The sequence below is a fragment of the Massilia putida genome, assembly GCF_001941825.1.
In the GTDB taxonomy this organism is placed as follows: domain Bacteria; phylum Pseudomonadota; class Gammaproteobacteria; order Burkholderiales; family Burkholderiaceae_D; genus Telluria; species Telluria putida.
In genome coordinates this window covers 359,906-377,832 of record NZ_CP019037.1, presented here as the reverse complement: position 1 = coordinate 377,832, position 17,927 = coordinate 359,906, and the positions used below count along the sequence as shown (strand labels likewise).

At 66.9% G+C, this 17,927-nt stretch carries 17 protein-coding genes; 5 read left to right on the top strand and 12 right to left on the bottom strand.

Going from position 1 to position 17,927, the window contains the following annotated elements; genetic code table 11:
• Positions 1–44 precede the first annotated feature (44 nt).
• Complete coding sequence (locus BVG12_RS02075) at positions 45–284, top strand: hypothetical protein (RefSeq protein WP_075790934.1); 240 nt, start codon at positions 45–47, stop codon at positions 282–284.
• 12 nt (positions 285–296) lie between these two features.
• Here the strand turns inward: BVG12_RS02075 and BVG12_RS02070 are convergent, their stop codons facing one another.
• From BVG12_RS02070 to BVG12_RS02055, 4 genes are all read right to left on the bottom strand, one after another.
• A complete protein-coding gene (locus BVG12_RS02070; RefSeq protein ID WP_075790933.1) occupies positions 297–857 on the bottom strand; it encodes a LuxR C-terminal-related transcriptional regulator in 561 nt (186 codons plus the stop codon).
• Positions 858–990: 133 nt separating this feature from the next.
• Complete coding sequence (mhpA, locus tag BVG12_RS02065; protein WP_075790932.1) at positions 991–2,613, bottom strand: bifunctional 3-(3-hydroxy-phenyl)propionate/3-hydroxycinnamic acid hydroxylase MhpA; 1,623 nt, start codon at positions 2,611–2,613, stop codon at positions 991–993.
• 27 nt (positions 2,614–2,640) lie between these two features.
• Positions 2,641–3,588, bottom strand: coding sequence for a VOC family protein (locus BVG12_RS02060; RefSeq protein WP_075790931.1), 948 nt, complete (start codon positions 3,586–3,588; stop codon positions 2,641–2,643).
• A 3-nt stretch (positions 3,589–3,591) separates the two neighbouring features.
• On the bottom strand, positions 3,592–4,428 hold the full coding sequence (locus BVG12_RS02055; RefSeq protein ID WP_075790930.1) for a fumarylacetoacetate hydrolase family protein: 837 nt from the start codon (positions 4,426–4,428) through the stop codon (positions 3,592–3,594).
• A 145-nt stretch (positions 4,429–4,573) separates the two neighbouring features.
• Here BVG12_RS02055 and BVG12_RS02050 point away from each other — a divergent pair, with 145 nt between their 5' ends.
• Positions 4,574–5,269, top strand: coding sequence for a TetR/AcrR family transcriptional regulator (locus BVG12_RS02050; protein WP_075790929.1), 696 nt, complete (start codon positions 4,574–4,576; stop codon positions 5,267–5,269).
• A gap of 7 nt (positions 5,270–5,276) precedes the next feature.
• Here BVG12_RS02050 and BVG12_RS02045 read toward each other — a convergent pair whose 3' ends face one another.
• Both BVG12_RS02045 and BVG12_RS02040 read right to left on the bottom strand, forming a co-directional pair.
• Complete coding sequence (locus BVG12_RS02045) at positions 5,277–6,542, bottom strand: MFS transporter (protein WP_075790928.1); 1,266 nt, start codon at positions 6,540–6,542, stop codon at positions 5,277–5,279.
• Between the two features lie 28 nt (positions 6,543–6,570).
• A complete protein-coding gene (locus tag BVG12_RS02040) occupies positions 6,571–7,464 on the bottom strand; it encodes a SphA family protein (RefSeq protein ID WP_075790927.1) in 894 nt (297 codons plus the stop codon).
• 208 nt (positions 7,465–7,672) lie between these two features.
• Between BVG12_RS02040 and BVG12_RS02035 the strand changes: the two genes are divergently transcribed.
• Together BVG12_RS02035 and BVG12_RS02030 are read left to right on the top strand one after the other, a co-directional pair.
• Positions 7,673–8,242, top strand: a complete 570-nt coding sequence (locus tag BVG12_RS02035) for a nuclear transport factor 2 family protein (protein WP_075790926.1) — start codon at positions 7,673–7,675, stop codon at positions 8,240–8,242.
• A 107-nt stretch (positions 8,243–8,349) separates the two neighbouring features.
• On the top strand, positions 8,350–9,855 hold the full coding sequence (locus tag BVG12_RS02030) for an amidohydrolase family protein (RefSeq protein WP_075790925.1): 1,506 nt from the start codon (positions 8,350–8,352) through the stop codon (positions 9,853–9,855).
• Here BVG12_RS02030 and BVG12_RS02025 read toward each other — a convergent pair.
• Positions 9,843–10,796, bottom strand: coding sequence for a sensor domain-containing diguanylate cyclase (locus BVG12_RS02025; RefSeq protein WP_075790924.1), 954 nt, complete (start codon positions 10,794–10,796; stop codon positions 9,843–9,845). The genes BVG12_RS02030 and BVG12_RS02025 overlap by 13 nt on opposite strands.
• A gap of 73 nt (positions 10,797–10,869) precedes the next feature.
• Positions 10,870–11,952 (bottom strand): porin, encoded by a 1,083-nt coding sequence (locus BVG12_RS02020; RefSeq protein ID WP_075790923.1) that lies wholly within the window; start codon positions 11,950–11,952, stop codon positions 10,870–10,872.
• Positions 11,953–12,097: 145 nt separating this feature from the next.
• Here BVG12_RS02020 and BVG12_RS02015 point away from each other — a divergent pair, with 145 nt between their 5' ends.
• Complete coding sequence (locus tag BVG12_RS02015) at positions 12,098–13,030, top strand: LysR family transcriptional regulator (RefSeq protein ID WP_229503626.1); 933 nt, start codon at positions 12,098–12,100, stop codon at positions 13,028–13,030.
• 18 nt (positions 13,031–13,048) lie between these two features.
• On the opposite strand, the gene BVG12_RS02010 is transcribed toward BVG12_RS02015, so the two are convergent.
• Genes BVG12_RS02010 through BVG12_RS01995 form a run of 4 tightly spaced genes read right to left on the bottom strand, consistent with a single transcriptional unit; the run spans position 13,049 to position 17,873 of the window.
• Positions 13,049–14,386, bottom strand: coding sequence for an MFS transporter (locus BVG12_RS02010; protein ID WP_075790922.1), 1,338 nt, complete (start codon positions 14,384–14,386; stop codon positions 13,049–13,051).
• A 36-nt stretch (positions 14,387–14,422) separates the two neighbouring features.
• Complete coding sequence (locus BVG12_RS02005) at positions 14,423–15,340, bottom strand: VOC family protein (RefSeq protein ID WP_075790921.1); 918 nt, start codon at positions 15,338–15,340, stop codon at positions 14,423–14,425.
• Between the two features lie 25 nt (positions 15,341–15,365).
• Entirely contained in the window at positions 15,366–16,202 is an 837-nt protein-coding gene (locus BVG12_RS02000) for a fumarylacetoacetate hydrolase family protein (protein ID WP_075790920.1), read from the bottom strand.
• 36 nt (positions 16,203–16,238) lie between these two features.
• On the bottom strand, positions 16,239–17,873 hold the full coding sequence (locus BVG12_RS01995) for an FAD-dependent monooxygenase (protein WP_075790919.1): 1,635 nt from the start codon (positions 17,871–17,873) through the stop codon (positions 16,239–16,241).
• Positions 17,874–17,927 lie beyond the last annotated feature (54 nt).

The window sequence follows — 17,927 nt, the reverse complement described above, 5'->3', positions numbered from 1 at the left end:
AGCTCGTCCGTTGAAGCAAAAACGCCCCAGCTTATGAAGTAAAAATGCCACTTACCGGTGGAGCGAAAATAGACCGCCATCCGCTGCAGGTGCTGGAAGGGCAGGGGATCGCGACCCGCAGCTATCACCCGCTGGCCGACGTGCAGGACGAACACGAGGTGGCGGACTACCTCGGCGACATCGCTGGCGTCATCGCGCAATGCGTCGACGTGATGCCGGCACATGATGTTTCCCTCGCGACCGTGATGGCCGGCATGACCGGGGAAATGCCGGCCCGTCGCTGATTTCCCGATGCGTCATGCCGCCGCGCCCGCCAACCTGTATGCCAGCTCGAGGGCCGTGGCCGCACCGAACTTTTTCATCATCCTGGCCCGGTGCATCTCCACCGTGCGGGGCGACAGATTGACGGAACGCGCGATCACCTTGCTCGTCTTGCCCTCCACCAGGAAGGCGGCGATCTCGCGCTCGCGCGGCGTCAACTGCGCCGTCACGGGGCGCGTCATGCTCACGTCTTCGAATGTCCAGATGGTGGGGCCCGCGGAATCGCGGGTGCCGGAGAGACAACCCGTTACGTGACACCAGAACAGGTCGCCGTCACGCCGGCGCATGATGCGCTCGTCCGAATAGCGTCCCGTTCGGTCGAGCATCGCCGTCACGCGGTCGCCGGTGCGCAGGAACTCGTCCATCGTGGGATACAGCACCGCGAACGAGCAACCGTGCAGCGTTTGCGGATCATGGCCGAACATCTCTTCCAGCGCGCGGTTGCACGCCACGATCGTGCGGTCGATGGCGACGCACATGCCCACCGGCGCATTCATGAAGATGGCGGCATAGTCGATAAAGAACGTTTGGTTCATGTCTACTTTGCGCAGATCAAAAAAAAGCTCGCATCCTGCGGACGCGAGCTTGAACTCCATGGTCTTCAACAAGAACCAGGAGAAGACGAACAAGACTATAGGTTGCGCCGTCGTGCCGGACAATAGCGTAGAACTACGATCCTGACGCCGCCGTGCAGGCAATGCCGCTCTCAACTGCAGACGGCTTGACGCCATACCGATCCAGTGCGGCCTCCAGGCGGCCCAGCAGACCTGCAATCCCCGACGACCGTGCTGTGCTCCCGTACACGTAAAAATCGGGGCGGACGAGCATCGCACGCGCGCCGTGACCATCCATGAACGCCCCGAACTTGCCGTCCAGGTCCAGCACGGCGCCGGGTGCCATGCCCTCGTCGTCGAGTTGGACGATGCGCACGCCGAGGCGTTGCGCGGCATCGGCGCTTGCCGGCGTCAGCGCCGCCTTCTCGGCCGGACCGCGCAGCACGAGCGTGAAGCCGAGACCGACCACATCGTCGAAGCGGCCGATGCGGCCCTGGTACCTCACCATGCCATGCGGGCTCAGCTTGCCCGCCACGCTGCCGCCGGCGCGGTCGATGAGTCCGGTGGTCAGCGACGGGAACGGCGGCGGCGGCGGCATGCTGCCGTCGAAGAATGCCTGGTCGCGCCGCGCGGCCGCTTCCGCATCGGGGATACAGATCACCTTGCCCAGGTACATCGACAGGTCGACGATGTCGCTGGCGTGGGGACGGCGCTCTTCCTGGTACGTGTCGAGGAGGCTGTCGTGCGCCTGTCCCGTCAGCACCAGGTGGAGTTTCCACGACAGGTTCCACGCATCGCGCAGGCCGGCGCACATGCCCTGGCCCATGAACGGCGGCATGACGTGGGCAGCGTCGCCCGCGATCAGCAGGCGGCCGCGGCGCCAGGTGTCGGCGATCAGCGAGCGGAAGGTATACAGCTTGTGGCGCACCATCGTCGCCTGATCCGGGCGCACCCATGGTGCGAGCAGGCGCCATGCGGTCGCCTCGTTTTCCAGCTCCTCGCGCGATTCGCCCGGCATGCGCATGAATTCCCAGCGGCGGTAGTGGCGGCCGTCGCACACGCCCGCCGGCACGATCGTGGTCGGGCGGGCCGGATTGCAGTACTGCGCGGCGGCGGGGACGTCCAGTGTCACGCCCTCGTTCGGCAGGATGTCGATGACGAGCCAGTCCGCTTCGAAGCCGCGGTCCTCGCGGGCGCCGCCGATGGCCTCGCGCACCATGCTGTTGGCGCCGTCCGCGCCGAGCACGTAGCGGGCGCGCGCGATGCGCAGCTCGCCGCTGTCGACGTGGCGCGCGACCACCTCGGCGTAGTCCGGCGTCTGGCGCACGTGCTGTACTTCCCAGCCGAGGTTGACCTCGATCTCGGGCCGTGCGCGCACCGCCCGGTCGAACATGCGTTCGAGGGTCGGCTGGTGCACGAAGTTCACCTCGGTGCCGCCGGAGATCGATTCGGCCGACCAGTCGATGTGCAGCAGTTCCTTCCACTCGGCGTTGAACCAGCGGTAGGGCGGGGCGGGATGGCTGACGCCCGGCAGCTCGTCGCGCAGGCCGTTGGCGGCCAAGACGCGGTAGATCTCGTGGTCGATACAGACCGCGCGCGGCAGCGGATAGCGTTCGGTCCAGCGCTCGAACACGGCCACGCGGTGACCCTGGCGCGCCAGCATCAGGGCGCTGATCTCGCTGACGGGGCCGTAGCCGATCTGGATGACGTCGTAGACAACGTCGTCGTTGGTGTTCATGTCTCTGCTCCTCTCTTCGTATTCTGTTCAGGTCACTTCGTAGTTGCGCGTGAAATCGGCGGGCGGCACGTCGCCCCATACGTACAGCGAGTCTTCCGGCGGATGGTCCGCCGCCGGCCAGTCCTGGGTGGCCGCGACGTGATCGATGTCGAACGAGTATTCGGCGTAGCTGCCCCACGGATCGCGCACGTAGCGGAAATAGTTCGACCCCAGCACGTGGCGGCCGAGTCCCCAGCCGTCGGCATAGCCCGCGGCCGCGCACTGCTGCTTGCCGAGGGCGACGTCGTCGAGCGAGGCCACATCCCAGCTGCAGTGGTGCAGTCCGTAGCCGGTCGACGACGCCAGCGCGATCAGGTGATGGTCGCTGCCGTGCGCCCCATGCATGAACGCGATGATCGAGCCGGACCGGTCGGACAGGCGCAGGCCCAGGATGTCCGTATAAAAGTGCAGCGCGGCGTCGACGTCGGCGCTGAAGGTCAGGATGTGTGACAGGCGGCGCGGCAGCACGGGGCGTACGTCGCTGCGGTGCGGCGCGCGTCCCGCCAGGCTTGCCTCGGGCGGGAAGGTGCGCGGCGACTTGGCGTCCGGCGTGCACTTGTCCGCCACGACCAGTTGTTGCGCCATGCCGTCCGGGCCGCTGAACCAGATCCCGCATGGGTCGGCGCCCGCCGGCGCCTGGATGCGTGCGACGCCGTGCCGGTCGAGATGCGCGGCAAACGCGGCGAGGTCGTCGGCGTAGATGCCCCAGCTGATCCAGGCGAGCCGCTTCGCCTCGCCCGGGAGGACGCGCGCCCAGCGGTGCGGGTGGCCGTAGGTGTACAGCGACAATCCGTCCCCCTCGGCCCGCACGTCCAGGCCGAAGCTGCGGTAGAAGTGCGCGGCGACGTCGAGGTCGGGCACGTCGAGCGCGAATTCATGAATCGAGTGCACGCCGAGGACGCCCGGCCGGCGTGCGCACGCGATGGCGGCGTCCATGGCTCAGACGACGCGCTGGGTCTGGGTGCCCAGTCCGTCGATGGACAGCGTCACGACGTCGCCCTTGCGGAGGAATTGCGGCGGTTTCATGCCCAGGCCGACACCGGCCGGCGTGCCCGTGATGACGATGTCGCCCGGCAGCAGGGTCATGAAGCGGCTCAGGTAGGAGACGAGTTCGGCGACGGAAAAGATCATGTCGGCGGTATTGCTGGCCTGCTTCACGTCGCCGTTGACACGCAGTTCCATCTGCAGCGCCTGCGGGTCGCGGATCTCGTCGGCGGTCGCCAGCCACGGGCCGATGGGGCCATACGTATCGAAACTCTTGCCCTTGCCCCACTGGCCGTTGCGCTTGAGCTGCCAGTTGCGCTCGGACACGTCGTTGGCGAGGCAATAGCCCGCCACGTGAGCCAGCGCGTCCTCGACCTTGACGTTGCGCGCCGTGGTGCCGATGACGAAGCCGAGTTCGATTTCCCAGTCGGTTTCTTCGGAGCCCGGCGCCAGTACGATGTCGTCGTCGGCGCCGGAGAGGGAGGTCAGGGCCTTCGTGAACACGACGGGTTCTTGCGGGATGGGCAGGCCGGATTCCTCGGCATGCTTGCGGTAGTTGAGGCCGATGCAGACGAACTGGCGCACGCCCGCGACCGGGACGCCGAAGCGCTGCTTGCCTTCCACGAGGGGCATACGGTCGAGACGGATCGCGGCCAGCGCCTGCAGGCGCGCCGGCGCGAGCCACTCCGGCGTGAGATCGGGCACCAGCAGGGACAGGTCGCGCAACTGGCCGTCGCTGTCGATGGCGCCAACTTTTTCCTGGCCCGGTTGGCCATAACGAAGCAATTTCATGGTGTCTCCAGATGTTGATATGACGAAGCGTCAATTTGAATAATCGTCCAATTTGACGATAATGTCAAATCAAAATCAGGGTTGGCCTGGAACGAATCGCGTAAAATCGCGATTGTTGCCGTATCGCCTCAAACTAGGACTCCGCATGGCCAGACAACCAATCCCGATCGCCAATCCCGACTACCGTGCCCGCGTGGGCCAGCAACGCCGCGAAAAGACACGTGCCCTCATGATGCAAAGCGCACTGCGGGTCTTCGCGGCGAAGGGGCCGGACGTTCCGGTGATCGATGATTTCATCGCGGCGGCCGGCGTTGCGCGGGGAACGTTCTACAATTACTTCAAGACGACGGCCGACCTGTTGGCGGCCGTGGCGGGGGAAATGAGCGATGAAGTATTGGGTACCATCGACCCTATCGTGCAGAAGTACGACGACCCGGCCTTACGGATCGCCGTCGGTACGCGTCTCTACGTGAGGATGGCGCTGCGTTATCCGATCTGGGGCGAATTCCTCACACGGATCGGCTCGCGCCACACGGTGCGGGGCAAGCTGCTCGATACCTATCTCACGCGCGACATCCAGGCCGGCATGGCGAGCGGGCGCTTCCCCAAAACGAACGCACTGGTCGTCCGCGACATCATCCTCGGCTCGATCTTCTACAGCATCGAAACGCTGCTGACCGAGCCGGGGCACCCGGACCATATCGAGGACATGCTTAGCACCGTCCTGCACGGCATGGGCCTGCCGCTCGACGAGGCGCATGCCATCGCCGCCATGCCGCTGCCGGCGACCGGCAGCGTGGACGGGCCGATCTTCTCCGTGCTCGAGCCCGGGCAGGACTAGCAGCGCGTCAGGTCACGTTGGACGGCGCGGTTCGACGCTTGCCCTGACTGGCCACGCGTGCCGGCGCGGTTTCGCGCAGCGCGAGCACGACGATGAAGCCGAGCACGAGGCTGCCGAGCGCGAGATGCAGGATGTATTGGATCCCGAAATGCTTGGCGACATAGCCCGCGATGGCCGGCGCCGCGCCGCCGCCGAAGATCTCGCCCGTGCCGATGACGATCCCCGACGCGGTCGACATCAGCGACGCCGGCACCGCCTCCGCGCTGAGCGGACCGACCGTCAGGCAGATCATGCTGAACGTGAAGAACAGCGTCACCAGCAGCGAGGCGAACAGGTACACCGGATCGCGGCCGCTCTGCATCAGCATCACGAGACCCGCGCACGCGCCGATGACCGACACGAGCATGACAGGCTTGCGGCCCAGGCGGTCGGACAGCGCCGGCATCGCCAGTGTCCCGAGCGTGCCGCCGAAGCCGATCGCGGACAGGATGAATCCCATCTGCGCCAGTTCGAGGTGCAGGTAGTCCACGAGATAACTGGGGAACAGCGCGCTCAGCACGACGAGGGTCGTCAGCCAGCACAGCATGCCAAGCATGTTCAGCGGGATGTTCCGGTAGCGGAAGACGTCCGTCCAGCGATGCCGTGCGACGTCATGCGTGGCCGTATGCAGCGCCGCCGTGGACACGGCCGTGTCGCGCAGCGTCTTGTGCAGCAGCCACGCGATGACGAGGCCGGGGATCGACACGAGTGCGAAGATCCAGTGCCAGTCGATCACCTTGAGCAGCTGCGTGACGAGGATGGGCGCGAAGCCGAGCCCGAACAGGGGCAGGGCCGTCTGCTGGATGCCGATGTTCAGGCCCTGGCGGGTCGGCTTCGAGGCGTCCAGCGTGGCGACGATGCTCGCGGGCGTGTACGCTCCCTCCGCAAAACCCATGCAGGCGCGGATCAGCATCAGCGAGCCGACGCCGGCGGCAAAACCGCTGAATCCTGCCAGCAGCGAGAAGACGACGATCGCCGGAATGATGACCTTGCGATGGCCGAAGCGGTCGGACAGGTTGCCCATGAAGAGCGCCGCGATGCCCCAGGCGACGGCGAGGATGCCGGTGATGTTGCCCAGGTCCTGGTAGTCGAGATGGAGCGCCTGCGCCATCACGGGAAACAGCGGCAGGATCATGAAACGGTCGATGCCGACCAGGCCGAAGCCGAGCGCCAGCAGCGCGACGGTTTTCCATTCGTAGCGTGCGTCCCACTGTGCGGAATGTTGTTGTGTCATTGCGATCTCCTCGATTGGATGTCGTTGCCTACAGCGGGAACACGGCCTTCAGCCAGACGGCGCTGCCCGCCGCCCGGTTGCGTACTGCCACCTCTTTCTGCCATTTCGCGGTCACGAACCAGCCGTTGCCGCTGTCGTATTTGACCGACGGACCGATGGCGACGGCCCGGCCACTGCCGGACGCGAGGTCGGTGCCGGCCTGGCGGTCGTCCGTCGTCTGCCGGTAGACATAGCCGCTGGCGCCCGCGGTCCAGTGGGGGCCGAAACCCCAGCCCAGGGCATAGTCGAAGTGGAATTCCTGGCCGGACCGGAATGTGGTGTCCCCGTTGGTCCGGTTGAACACATACCCCAGCTTGATGTCGGCATTCAGACCGGCCGGATCGATGCGGCTCAGGATGTAGACGGGTTCGGCCGCCCAGGTGTTGCGCCCGATGTTGGCCAGATCGGCCTTGTCGTAATGCCCGGACGGCACGAAGACGTCGATGCCGGCCAGGCTGTGCAGGTAGGGGCTATGGTGCCAGCCGATGGAAAAGCCGGCGGTGATGTCGCCGACGCCGCGCCGCGATTCGCGGCGCGGTCCGACCCGCACGTCCAGGTCGACGAGGGGCACGATCGTGTGGAAGGCGAGGTTGCCGCCCGCCACCGTCTGGCCCGTCACCCAGATTACGCGCGGGGCGACGACGTTGGCCGTCAGTTCGAACGGCACCGGCAGGGTATTGCCCGCGCCGTCCTTCAACGTATCCGCATGGTAGTGCTGCCCGAAGACCATGCCGTACAGGCCGGGCGGCGGCATCGCGCCGGCTGCGAAGTTCTCGACGCCGAGCGGGTAGACGGTGCCGCCGCCTTCGGTGGCGCCGGCCATCGAAGCGACTCCCAGGGCAAGAAGCGCAGCCGTGACGGACTGCTTGTTCAAAAAAGGCATATCCATGTCTCCAATTTAAGATTTTTTTGTATTGACGAATCGTCAAAATGGATACTGATCCAATTTGACGAGAATGTCAAAACAATTTTGAATGGGGTCCCGACCTCCATGAATCGCATGCATTCACGCCATGCCTGCCATTGCATGGCGAGCCGCACGACCTGCCCCTAGACTGAGTCAAGAACTCAACGCCGCGAAAGGACACACGATGCAAGTGGAAGACCAGATCCAGATTTCCGACCTCATCAATGGCTGGATGTACCGCGACCTCGGCGCGTGGGACAAGCTGCGCGGCCTGTTCCACGCGGACGGCACGATTGAAGTGACATGGTTCGAAGGTGCGTTCGGCGATTTCGTCGACGCGTCCGCGCGCATGGGCAGGTCGGCGCTGCGCACCAAGCATCTGATCGGTTCTCCCGTCATCAGCGCGCACGGGAACAGGGCGATCGTCGAGACGAATGCCGTCATCGTCGCCGACAACATCGAACTGGGCCTCGGGTGCGCCGCTCACAACCGGTTCATCGACCGCGCCGAAAAGCGCAACGGCACCTGGAAACTGCTCAGGCGCGAAAGCGTCTACGACATGGGGTCGTTCACGTTTCCGAGCGGTGTCGTCGAGGTGGCCCGGGATGCCGTCGCGCGCCACCCGCGCGAATATGCCGCGCTCGCCTACCTGCTGGAGCAGAGCGGGTTTCCGGTCAGGCGCGTGTTCGCCACCCGGGGGAGCGGCCTCGAACGAATGATGAAAGCCGAGGCGCGCGACTGGCTGCTGGGCTGAGCAATGTATTCATGCCGTGCATGGACGACATGAAGGGCATTGCATAGTGGTCAGCAATGGCCGTCTCTACACTCGTTCCCTCAAACAACGATAACCGAGGGGACAACATGAAACGCAAACAACTGGCCGCCGCGGCGGCACTCGTCGCGGCCGCGGGACTCATCGCCGCGTGCGCGGGCGGCGACAAGCTGCGCGTATCGAGCGGCACCGTGCTGCAGAACGCGACCGTCGTCGACACCCGCAGCGGCAAGGCGACGGCCGGCGTGTCGATCGTCATCGACGGGGGCCGCATCCTGGCGGTGACGGATGGGCCGGTCGAGCTGAGCGGCAGCGCCAGGGCAGTCGACGCCACGGGCAAGTTCGTCGTGCCGGGGTTTAACGACATGCACTCGCACGCGATGCAGTATGCGAACCAGTCGCCCACGTTCTGGCCGCTCCTGATCGCAAACGGCGTGACGGGAATCCGCGAGATGTCGGGTACGCCGGACACGATCGCGGCGGCGCGGCGCCTCAACGCGGACAGTGCGGCGGGGCGCGCCGACGCGCCGGAAATCCTGCTGGCAACGGGGCCGATCCTGGTCGGCATCGCCACGCCGGAACAGGGCGTCCAGGCGGTCCGCGCGACGAAGGCGATGGGTGCCGACTTCGTGAAGCTGTTCCAGGCATCGCGCGACGCCACCATCGCCATCTTCGCCGAAGCGAAGCAGGCCGGCCTGCCGGTGGCGGGCCATTTGCCGGGCGCAGCGGTCAGCGGGCGCGAAGCGAGCGACTGGGGGATGCGCGCGCTGGAGCACTACGGGGCGGGCTACGGTATCGGACTCGACTGCGCGGGGGACGAGACGGCGATCCGCGCGGCGCTCGTGGGCGGCAAGGGCGCGCCGACCCCGTACAACCCGAACATTGCGACCTACCGCGTGGGCGACGCCCCGTTCTACCAGCGCATCCTCGACACGTACAGCGAATCGAAGTGCGTCGACCTGGCGAAGACCTTCGTCAGGAACGACACCTGGATGGTTCCGACCCTGATCCGCCTGCGCACCATCGCGGACAGCGGCGATCCGGCGTTCATGAACGATCCGAACCTGAAATACGTGGACCAGGCACGGCGCCAGACGTGGCGTGCGTACGGCACCGCGACGCGCCGCGACATTCCGACGGCCGCCCAGGCGACCTTCGTGAATTACTATCCGTTCCAGCAACGGCTGACGAAACTGTTGAAAGCCAACGGCGTGCGCATGTTGACGGGGACCGAGGTGAACGCGGTGATGGTCATCCCCGGCTTCAGCCTGCACCAGGAATTCCGCGAGCTGGCCGGCGCCGGCCTGGCGCCGCTCGAGATCCTGCAGATGACGACCCTGAACGCGGCGCAATTCCTCGGCAGGGAAGCGACGATGGGCACCGTCGAGGCAGGGAAGAACGCGGATCTCGTCCTGCTCGACGCCAATCCGGTGCTGGACGTCGCCAACCTGGACAAGGTTGCTGGGGTCGTCCTTAAAGGCCGTTACCTGCCGGCTGCGGCGCTGGACAAGATGAAGGCGGACGTCGCGGCCGCGTATGCCAACTCCACCGCAACCGTGTCGGCACGGCTGGCGGATGACGGTCACCGCGACTGAGCGGGCGCGACCGCGTAGCCGTTCTTGCCGCCGCGCTTGACGGCATACAGTGCCGCATCGGCCTGCCGGTACAGGTCGGCGGCATTTTCCTTGTCCCCCGCCAGCGCGATGCCGATGCTGGCGCCGATGCGAATGTCATGGCCTTCCCATTGGATAGGCATCCTCAGTTCGGTAACGATGCGGCCGGCGATGCTTTCCAGATCGGGCTGCGCGGCCCCCTCGGCGATCAGCGCGAATTCGTCGCCGCCGACGCGGCACACGAGGTCGCTTTTGCGCTGGCAGGCCTTGAGCGCCGCCGCTACGTGGCGCAATACATCGTCGCCGGCCGCGTGGCCGAGCGTGTCGTTCACCTGCTTGAAACCGTCGAGGTCGATCAGCATCAGGGCCACACTCTGCGCCGGATGCCGCTCATGACGCAGCAGTGCCTGTGCGAGGCTGTGGTCGAGCATGGCGCGGTTCGCGAGACCGGTCAGCGGGTCGTGCTGGGCGCGATGCAGCAGTTCGGCCGCGCTCAGCCTGGATTCGGTGACGTCATGACCGACGAGGAACATGCCGGGGTCTGCCATGCGGATCGCCGGACAGCTCCACGAAATCCAGCGCCACGAACCGTCGGCATGCCGTATGCGAAGTTCGAAATTCCTGCTGTCCTCGCCCGTCAGCAGTTTCATTCTCTCCGCAAAGCTCTTGACGAATTCGTCGGGATGCATCAGGTGCTTGATCGACTGCCCCAGCAGCGCATTGTCGGGCAGGCCCAGGGCCTGCCAGAATGCCGGGTTGGCGCGCTTGACGATGGCCCCGTCGCCAAGGATGCAGACCAGTGCTGGCGTATGCTGGAACAGCCAGGCGCCTTCGTCTGCCGCGGCGCGCAGCCGGTCGATTTCCTGCTCGAGGAACGCGATGCGCGCGGCGTTGGCGCAAGGTGGATGAGATGGGTTCGCCATTCGAAAACTGTAACCCACCGGCGCTGCCGCCGCAAACGCAAGCGTGTGCCCGGCCGGGCGCACGCGCGTGGACTCAGAACGCCAGGCGCAGGCCGGCCATCACGCCGCTCTGGTCCATGCCGGCCAGCGTGGTGGCGCCGGGCGACACGGCGATGGCCGACGTGCCGCCATTGGCGATATGCCCGGCAGACAGGTAGGCGACCGTGCGGCGCGAGAACGCGTAGGTGGCGCGCACGGCCACGATGGTGGCGTCGTTGGGGCTGGCGTTGACAGCCAGCTTGCCCACCTGGCCGTCGAGCGTCCAGCGTGCATCGAGCGCCACGGTGACGCCCGCATGGAACAGGTTCGACTCGAAGCTGTTGGCGCTGAGGTTTTCGCGGTGCAGGATACCGCCCGTGAATTTTACATTGCCGGCCTTGACGTAGGCACCCAGCGTGGTGCGCGTGTCGCTGTAGCGCCCGCTGTTCAGGCCGAACAACGCGTTCGGGCCGCCGCGCATGCGGTCCCACGACGCCGCGACGCCGAAGCGCTCGGCCGAGTACTTGGCCATGACGGTCGCCTGGCGGCAGGCCAGGCGGTCGGTGGAAGACTCGCCCGCGCAGTTGGTGGCCTGCGGACCGGCCGGGCCGGCGGCGTCGCGGCCGCTGCTCCAGGTGGCGCCGTAGCTGAACGCGCCGGCATGTCCGAGCCAGCCGACGGCGTTGTCGGCGCGCGTGTTCGGCAGGTACGGGTCGAGGTTCGAGATCGCGTACACGTTCGGCCCCAGCGTATCGGTATCGAGCAGCGCGTGGAACGTCATCGTGTACTGGCGGCCCAGCGTCAAGATGCCCCACGGGCCAGCGAGCGCCACGTTCGCCTGGCGCCCGAACAGGCGGCCGCCGTAGTTCAGGGCGCCGCTGTCGAGCGCGATGCCGCTCTCCAGCACGAACGTCGCCTTCCAGCCATTGCCCAGGTCTTCGCCGCCGCGCAGGCCGAAGCGGGACGGTACGCTGCCCGTGATGTTCGGCATGCGGACCTGCGAGGCGCCGTTGGGGCCGGTGTGATTCAGGTATTCGATGCCGGTGTCCAGCAGGCCGTACAGCGTGACGTTCTGGGCGGACGCGGCGCTGGCCGCGCACAGGCCAAAAATGGCAGCGGCGATGGCTGACTTGTTCATGATGTCTCCTTCAATAGTTGTTGTGTACGAAGAAGCTTAGGGATGCTGCCCGACAAAACCTATGCAATGCACGTCATACGCTTTATGCACGCAATTAATAGTTTGGGCCCCTAGCCGCGTGACGGCGGTAAGATGGGCGCTTGTTATGAACACGCTGCATGCCATGAACTACGATGACCTGAATTTCCTGTACCTCATCGACGCGCTGTACCGCGAGCGCAGCGTATCCAGGGCCGCGTTGCGACTCGACCTGACGCAACCGGCCGTCAGCCATGGCCTGGCCCGGATGCGCGCCAAGTTCGGCGACGAGCTCTTCGTGCGCAGCGGCGCGGGCATGGCGCCCACGCCGGTCGGCGAACGGATCGCGCTAGGGGCGCGACGGGTGCTGGACCTGATCCAGTCCGACATTTGGGATGGGCCGACTTTCCACCCCGCCACGTCGACGCGCACGTTCGCGGTGGGCATGACGGACATGGGCGGAACGGTGATCCTGCCGCGCGTGATCAGCGCGCTGGCCGTGCAGGCGCCCGGCGTGACCATCAAGCCGGTCGCGGTACGTCCGCGCGAGGTGAGCGAACAGCTGGAGAGCGGGGCGATCGACGCCGCCTGGGGCTATTTCGGGAACCTGGGCGATGCGCTGTACCAGCAGACGCTGTTCCGGCGCGCACTGACGGGCATCGTCGGCAAGCAGCGGCGGGAAGCGGGGCCCATCGATTTCGACGCGTTCGTGCAGGCGCGCCACGTGATGGCGACGGCGACGACGCAGACGAACGCGCTGCTCGAGCAGAAAGTGAAGGAGCGCGGCGCGACCCTGCGCGTGGCGCTGGAAGTGCCGTACCTGCTGGCGATACCGGGCATCGTGGCTGGCTCGGACTACCTGGCCACGGTGCCGGCGGAACTGGCCGACCTGTTCCTGCGCCTGGCCGAGATCGAAGTGTTCGAACTGCCGCTGGCGATCCCCGCGATCGCGGTCAAGCAGTACTGGCATGCCCGCTACCATGTCGACGCGGGCAACCAGTGGTTCAGGTCGGTCGTGAAGGGGATTTTCGCCGCGGATGCGGACGACGGCGCGGCGTGATGCCGCGCCGTCCCGGGGTCAGTGCTTCGGGTACAGCTTGCCGGTCGTGGCCATCGCAATGGCGGCCACGGCGGTCGGGATGGCGAAGACGAGGAAGGTCGTGTTCAGCGACGGCAGGCTCGCGAGCATCAGGCCGCCCGTCGTGGCGCCCACGATGGAACCCACGCGTCCGACCGCCAGTGCCCAGCTGACGCCGGTGGCGCGCGCCGCCGTCGTGTAGAAGCCGGATACGAGCACGTTGGCGCCGGTCTGGGCGCCGGACAGGCCGAAGCCGATGCAGAACACCGCCACGTACAGCAGGGCCGGGTCGTCCATCACCGTACCGGTCGCGATGATGGATGCGCCCGCGAACAGGTACGACGCCGTCAGCACGAGGAAGGGATTGCGCCGGTCCATCAGCCACGCGTTGATGAGCGAGCCGATAGTTCCGCCCAGCGGCATCATGGCGCCGATCGTGGCCGCCTGCGTGATCGGGATGCCGGCGCCGGTCATCGCGGTCGGCAGCCAGCTGCTGATCTGGTAATACACCCACAGCGTGCAGAAGAACGCGAGCCAGAGGAGCAGGGTGCCCGAGCGGTAGTGGCGGCTGAACAGCGTGGCGACGATGCCCTCGCGCGCTGCCGGCGCGGCCGCCGCCTGCGGCGCGGCTTGCGCCGGTGCATCGGGATTGCCGGTCAGGCGCAGGCGCACGGCGCGGGCCTCGGCCGCAAAGCGCGGCTTGCCTTCCATGAAGCGCAGCGATTCCGGCATCCAGCGCCAGATGACGGGCACCAACACCAGCGGCGCCACGCCGCCGAACACGAATACGCCCTGCCAGCCATAGGCCGGGATCAGCACCGCCGCCAGCCCGCCGCCGCAGGCCAGGCCGAGGGTAAAGCCGCAGAACATCAAGGTGACGAGCCAGTTGCGGTTGCGCTCCGGGCTGAATTCGGACGACAGCGTGATCGCGGTCGGCATCGCGCCGCCCAGGCCGATGCCGGTCAGCAGGCGCAGCAGCGCCAGCTCGCCTGGCGAGCGCACGAGCGCACTGGCCAGGCTGCCGAGCGCGAACACGAACATCGAGACCAGGATCACACGCTTGCGCCCGATGCGGTCGGCCAGAGGGCCGAACACGAAGCTGCCGATGGTGAGTCCGAGCAGGCCGGCGCCGAACACCTGGCCGAGCTGCGCCGGCGTCGCCGACCACGCCTTCTTCAGCAGCGGCACGACGTAGCCGACGGAGGCGAGGTCGAAGCCGTCCGCCGCGACGACGAGGAAGCACAGGAACAGCGTGAGTTTCTGCAGCGGCGCCACGCGGCCGCCATCATGCGCGCCGGCTTGCGCGGCCGGCGGGGCTGCGGTGGTGGGTAGGTCCATGGTTGTCTCCTTTGTTGTCTATTTTGATGTGATTGGTCAGGCTTCGTAGTTCCGTACAAAATCGTCCGGCAAATCAGGTCCCCACACGTACAGCGAATCCTCGGCGGGGTAGTCGGCGGCCGGCCACACTGTGCCGGCGGGAATATGGTCGATGTCGAACGAATATTCCGCATAACTGCCCCACGGGTCGCGCACGTAGCGGAAGTAATTCGAGCCCAGCACGTGGCGGCCGACGCCCCAGCCGTCGCGGTAGCCCGCCTGCGCCATCTGGCGCGCCCCGAGTCCCACCTCGTCGAACGAGCCGACGTCCCAGCTGCTGTGGTGCAGACCGTAGTCGTCCGATTTTGCGAAGGCGACGAGGTGGTGGTCGCTGCCGTGCGGGCTGTGGAGGAAGGCGATGATGTCGCCCGAACGGTCCGACAGGCGCAGGCCCAGCGCTTCGGTATAAAAACGCAGGCTGGCGCCCACGTCCTTCGTGAACAGCAGGACGTGCGACAGGTGGCGCGGACGCACTTGCTGCACCTTGCTGCGCTGCGGCGCACGCCCGATGGTGCTCGCCGCCGGCGGAAAGCTGCGCGGCGCCTTGTCGGTCGGCGAGCACTTGGCGGCGACCTTCAGGCAGACGGGCAGGCCGTCGGGCGAGCGCACCCAGATGCCGTCGGCCGTCGCGCCGGCGGGCGGCGCGATGCGTTCGATGTCCAGCGCGGCGAGCCGGCGCACGAATGCGTCCACGTCGCGCTCGTAGATGCCCAGCACGAGCCACAGCAGGCGCTTGCGCGTGCCCGGCAGGACGTGGGCCCAGCGTTCGGCGCGACCCGCCGTGTAGAGGCCAAGGCCGCCGTCCTCGCGGCGCACGTCGAGCCCGAAGCTCGTATAGAACTGCCGGGCCGGCGCCAGCTCCGGCACGCTGAAGACGAATTCGTGCACCGAGTGCACGGCTGCGTTATCGTTCATCGTTCTCCTCCGTTGGCCAAGCGGCTTATACGACGTGCTGGATCTGGGTGCCCAGTTGGTCGATGGTCAGCATGACGACGTCGCCGCGGCGCAGGAACGTCGCCGGCTTGCAGCCGAGGCCGACCCCGGCCGGCGTGCCCGTCACGATCACGTCGCCGGGCAGCAGGGTCATGAACTGGCTCAGGTAAGAAACGATCTCGGCGACGGAAAAGATCATGTCGCTCGTATTACTCTTCTGCATGGTCTTGCCGTTGACCTGCAGCTCCATGTCCAGCACCTGCGGGTCGGGCAGCTCGTCGCTCGTGACGAGCCATGGGCCGATCGGCCCGAAGCTGTCGAAGCTCTTGCCTTTTCCCCACTGGCCGTTGCGGTGGATCTGCCAGTGGCGTTCCGAGACGTCGTTGGCCAGGCAATAACCGGCCACGTAACGCAGCGCCTCGTCCTTGCCGACCTTGCGCGCGGTCGTGCCGATCACGACGCCGAGCTCGATTTCCCAGTCGGTCTGCTCGGAACCCTGCGGCAGCACGATGTCGTCGTTCGGGCCGCTGAGCGACGTCAGCGCCTTCGTGAAGACGATGGGCTCCGCGGGCAGCGGCAGGCCGGATTCTTCCGCGTGCTTCCGGTAATTCAGGCCGATGGCGACGAACTGGCGCACGCCGGCGACCGGCGTGCCGATGCGGACGTCGTTCGCCACCAGCGGCATCTTCTCAAGGTCGATGGCCGTCAGTGCGCGCAGGCGCTCCTGGCTGAGCCAGTCGGGCGTGAGGTCGGGGACCAGCAGGGACAGGTCGCGGATGCGGCCGGCGGCGTCGAGAGCGGCGGGTTTTTCGGCGCCGACGGGGCCGTAGCGTAAGAGTTTCATCGTGTTTCCTTCGTTCGTTCAGGGGGAGTAATTCGATCAGTGACCGGTGACGCGCTGGAGCAGGTCGGCACCGGCGCCGGGCCAGGCGTCGCCGCGCCAGGCCACGTGCTGGTCGGGGCGGATCAGCGCCAGGCGCGCCCGGTACAGCGGCGCCAGGGCCGGGTCGCGCGGCATCAGTACGGTCAGCGGGATACCGAGTCGGTTGGCGTCGCGCATGGCGCGCTCGACGTCCGGCGCGTCCTCGTCGCCGCACACGAGCAAGGTGAAGCCCGTGCCGAAACCGTCGTATAGCGAGCGCCCGTCCGCCAGCCATGCGTGCGGCGCGAGGTTGCCCGGTCCCGCGTCCGGCTCGAAGCGGGTGACGTGATGGGCGGGCGGGCACGAGCCGTCGTCGACGACGATGGGCGAGCCCCGGTAGGTGTAGCCGAGCACGACACCGAGCGTCTTGAATTCGCGGATCTTGGTGTCCTGGATGGCGGCACCGACCTCGGCGCGCAGCCGGGCTCCGGCCGCGTCGTCGTCCTCGATGCCGGGACGGGCGAGCTGGCTGCCGAGCAGGGCATGGTTGGCCACTGCCTCGTCCATGACGAACTGGTGCACGGGCCGCCGTTCGGCCTCGTAGGTCGACAGCAACTCGGCGCCGCCCCAGCCGCGCAGGACGGCGGCGAGCTTCCAGCCCAGGTCGACGCCGTCCGCGATGCCCATGTTCATGCCGTAGCCGCCGAACGGCGGATGCAGGTGGCAGGCGTCGCCGATCAGGAAAGCACGACCCAGCTGGTAGCGGTCGGCGATGAGGCGGCTGGCGACCCACTCGTCGGTGCTCAGCACTTCATAGGGCAGGTCGATGCCGGTGGCCTGGCGGATCAGGTCGGCGGCCGCGTCGCCTTCGACCTTGAAATCGGCCGGGACGTCCGTCGGCATGAAGAACCAGGTATCGTTCACGTCCATGGGCCCGATCAGGCTGGGCACGTCGCCGTTGACCTGCCAGTACATGATGGCGCGGCCATGCGGGTGCGCCTCGGCCAGGCCGGGCGCGCGGAACACGATGTTGTAGTTGCGCGAAAGGCCATAGCGGCCGTCCATCCTGGCGCCGATGGCCTGGCGGACTGTGCTGCGCGCGCCGTCCGCGCCGACCAGGTAATCGCAGCGGACGCGCCCGGTCTGGCCGCTCTGCAGGTCGCGTACCGTGGCCTCGACGCCGTCGTCGTGCTGCTGGAACGATTCGAGTTCGGTGGCGAAGCGGAATTCGACGCCGGGCAGCGTCTGCGCATGCGCCTTCAGCACGCGCTCCAGCGTGTATTGCGGAATCCATTGCGCGTGTTCCGAATACAACGCATGAGGCGCCGGTGCGCAATAGAAGGCGTTGTCGAACCGGGCCAGCAGATGCCCGTTGAGCCGCGTGACGAAGGCGACGTCGGACGGATAGTCGAGGCCCAGCGGCGATGCCTCCGCCAGCTTGCCGGCAATGCCCCAGCGGCGCATGTGTTCGCGGGTGCGCACGTTCGTCGTCTTGGCGCGGGGCGCGTGGCCCACGCGCTCGTTGCGTTCGACGACCACGCAGTGGATGCCGCGCGTGCCCAGTTCGATGGCCAGCGCGAGCCCGGCCGGACCGGCACCGACGATCAGGACTTCCGTGCGGATGTCGAGGGAAGAGGAGGGGGGTGTGTTCATTGTGCGTCTCCGAAATGCGCGTTCGTTTATTGTTGGAATCAAGCTTATCCAGAC

Excerpts from the sequence above, each read along its gene's own strand:
- BVG12_RS02000 (WP_075790920.1), bottom strand. The coding sequence starts at position 16,202 with ATGAAACTCTTACGCTACGGCCCCGTCGGCGCCGAAAAACCCGCCGCT.
- BVG12_RS02015 (WP_229503626.1), top strand. The coding sequence starts at position 12,098 with ATGAACACGCTGCATGCCATGAACTACGATGACCTGAATTTCCTGTAC.
- BVG12_RS02070 (WP_075790933.1), bottom strand. The coding sequence starts at position 857 with ATGAACCAAACGTTCTTTATCGACTATGCCGCCATCTTCATGAATGCG.
- BVG12_RS01995 (WP_075790919.1), bottom strand. The coding sequence starts at position 17,873 with ATGAACACACCCCCCTCCTCTTCCCTCGACATCCGCACGGAAGTCCTG.
- mhpA (WP_075790932.1), bottom strand. The coding sequence starts at position 2,613 with ATGAACACCAACGACGACGTTGTCTACGACGTCATCCAGATCGGCTAC.
- BVG12_RS02055 (WP_075790930.1), bottom strand. The coding sequence starts at position 4,428 with ATGAAATTGCTTCGTTATGGCCAACCGGGCCAGGAAAAAGTTGGCGCC.
- BVG12_RS02075 (WP_075790934.1), top strand. The coding sequence starts at position 45 with ATGCCACTTACCGGTGGAGCGAAAATAGACCGCCATCCGCTGCAGGTG.
- BVG12_RS02050 (WP_075790929.1), top strand. The coding sequence starts at position 4,574 with ATGGCCAGACAACCAATCCCGATCGCCAATCCCGACTACCGTGCCCGC.
- BVG12_RS02005 (WP_075790921.1), bottom strand. The coding sequence starts at position 15,340 with ATGAACGATAACGCAGCCGTGCACTCGGTGCACGAATTCGTCTTCAGC.
- BVG12_RS02060 (WP_075790931.1), bottom strand. The coding sequence starts at position 3,588 with ATGGACGCCGCCATCGCGTGCGCACGCCGGCCGGGCGTCCTCGGCGTG.
- BVG12_RS02040 (WP_075790927.1), bottom strand. The coding sequence starts at position 7,464 with ATGCCTTTTTTGAACAAGCAGTCCGTCACGGCTGCGCTTCTTGCCCTG.
- BVG12_RS02020 (WP_075790923.1), bottom strand. The coding sequence starts at position 11,952 with ATGAACAAGTCAGCCATCGCCGCTGCCATTTTTGGCCTGTGCGCGGCC.
- BVG12_RS02035 (WP_075790926.1), top strand. The coding sequence starts at position 7,673 with ATGCAAGTGGAAGACCAGATCCAGATTTCCGACCTCATCAATGGCTGG.
- BVG12_RS02030 (WP_075790925.1), top strand. The coding sequence starts at position 8,350 with ATGAAACGCAAACAACTGGCCGCCGCGGCGGCACTCGTCGCGGCCGCG.
- BVG12_RS02045 (WP_075790928.1), bottom strand. The coding sequence starts at position 6,542 with ATGACACAACAACATTCCGCACAGTGGGACGCACGCTACGAATGGAAA.
- BVG12_RS02025 (WP_075790924.1), bottom strand. The coding sequence starts at position 10,796 with ATGGCGAACCCATCTCATCCACCTTGCGCCAACGCCGCGCGCATCGCG.
- BVG12_RS02010 (WP_075790922.1), bottom strand. The coding sequence starts at position 14,386 with ATGGACCTACCCACCACCGCAGCCCCGCCGGCCGCGCAAGCCGGCGCG.